1 pseudogene is annotated in these 375 nt (G+C 57.3%); it reads right to left on the bottom strand.

Annotated elements, in window-relative coordinates:
* Positions 1 to 375: pseudogene (locus tag WG8_RS05385) on the bottom strand (N-acyl-D-glucosamine 2-epimerase); the annotation flags it as partial.

Raw genomic sequence — 375 nt, 5'->3', positions numbered from 1 at the left:
AGCCATAGCTCCGGTGTATCCTGAACTCCCTCAAGTCTCAGATGAAACGGCCGCTGCGGCAAATGGCGTATGCGCAGCAGTAGACGATTTCCATCTGCCACGGCATGTACAAGCTCCAGCGGTATCAGTGAATCGTTGCTCACCGTGCCGCTCAGATGACCAGTTGTACCCATTGCGCTCTCCCGGCTCCAGAGGCGCAGCTCATCTACTGACGGTATGGCAATCCGCTTGCTGAAAGAAACCATCAGCTCATCTGCGGCTGTTCGCTCTGCCCTAAGCGGTCTGGGCGGCTCATCATACATATAGCCACCCAGATGGTATTCATAGGCGGTCCAGGTGTCGTAGTCGCCCTCCAGGGCGACAGCCCCAAACCGC

Source organism: Paenibacillus sp. Aloe-11 (assembly GCF_000245715.1).
Lineage (GTDB): Bacteria > Bacillota > Bacilli > Paenibacillales > Paenibacillaceae > Paenibacillus > Paenibacillus kribbensis.
The sequence above is the reverse complement of the archived record's forward strand: the minus strand, read 5'-3'. Positions and strand labels throughout refer to the sequence as shown.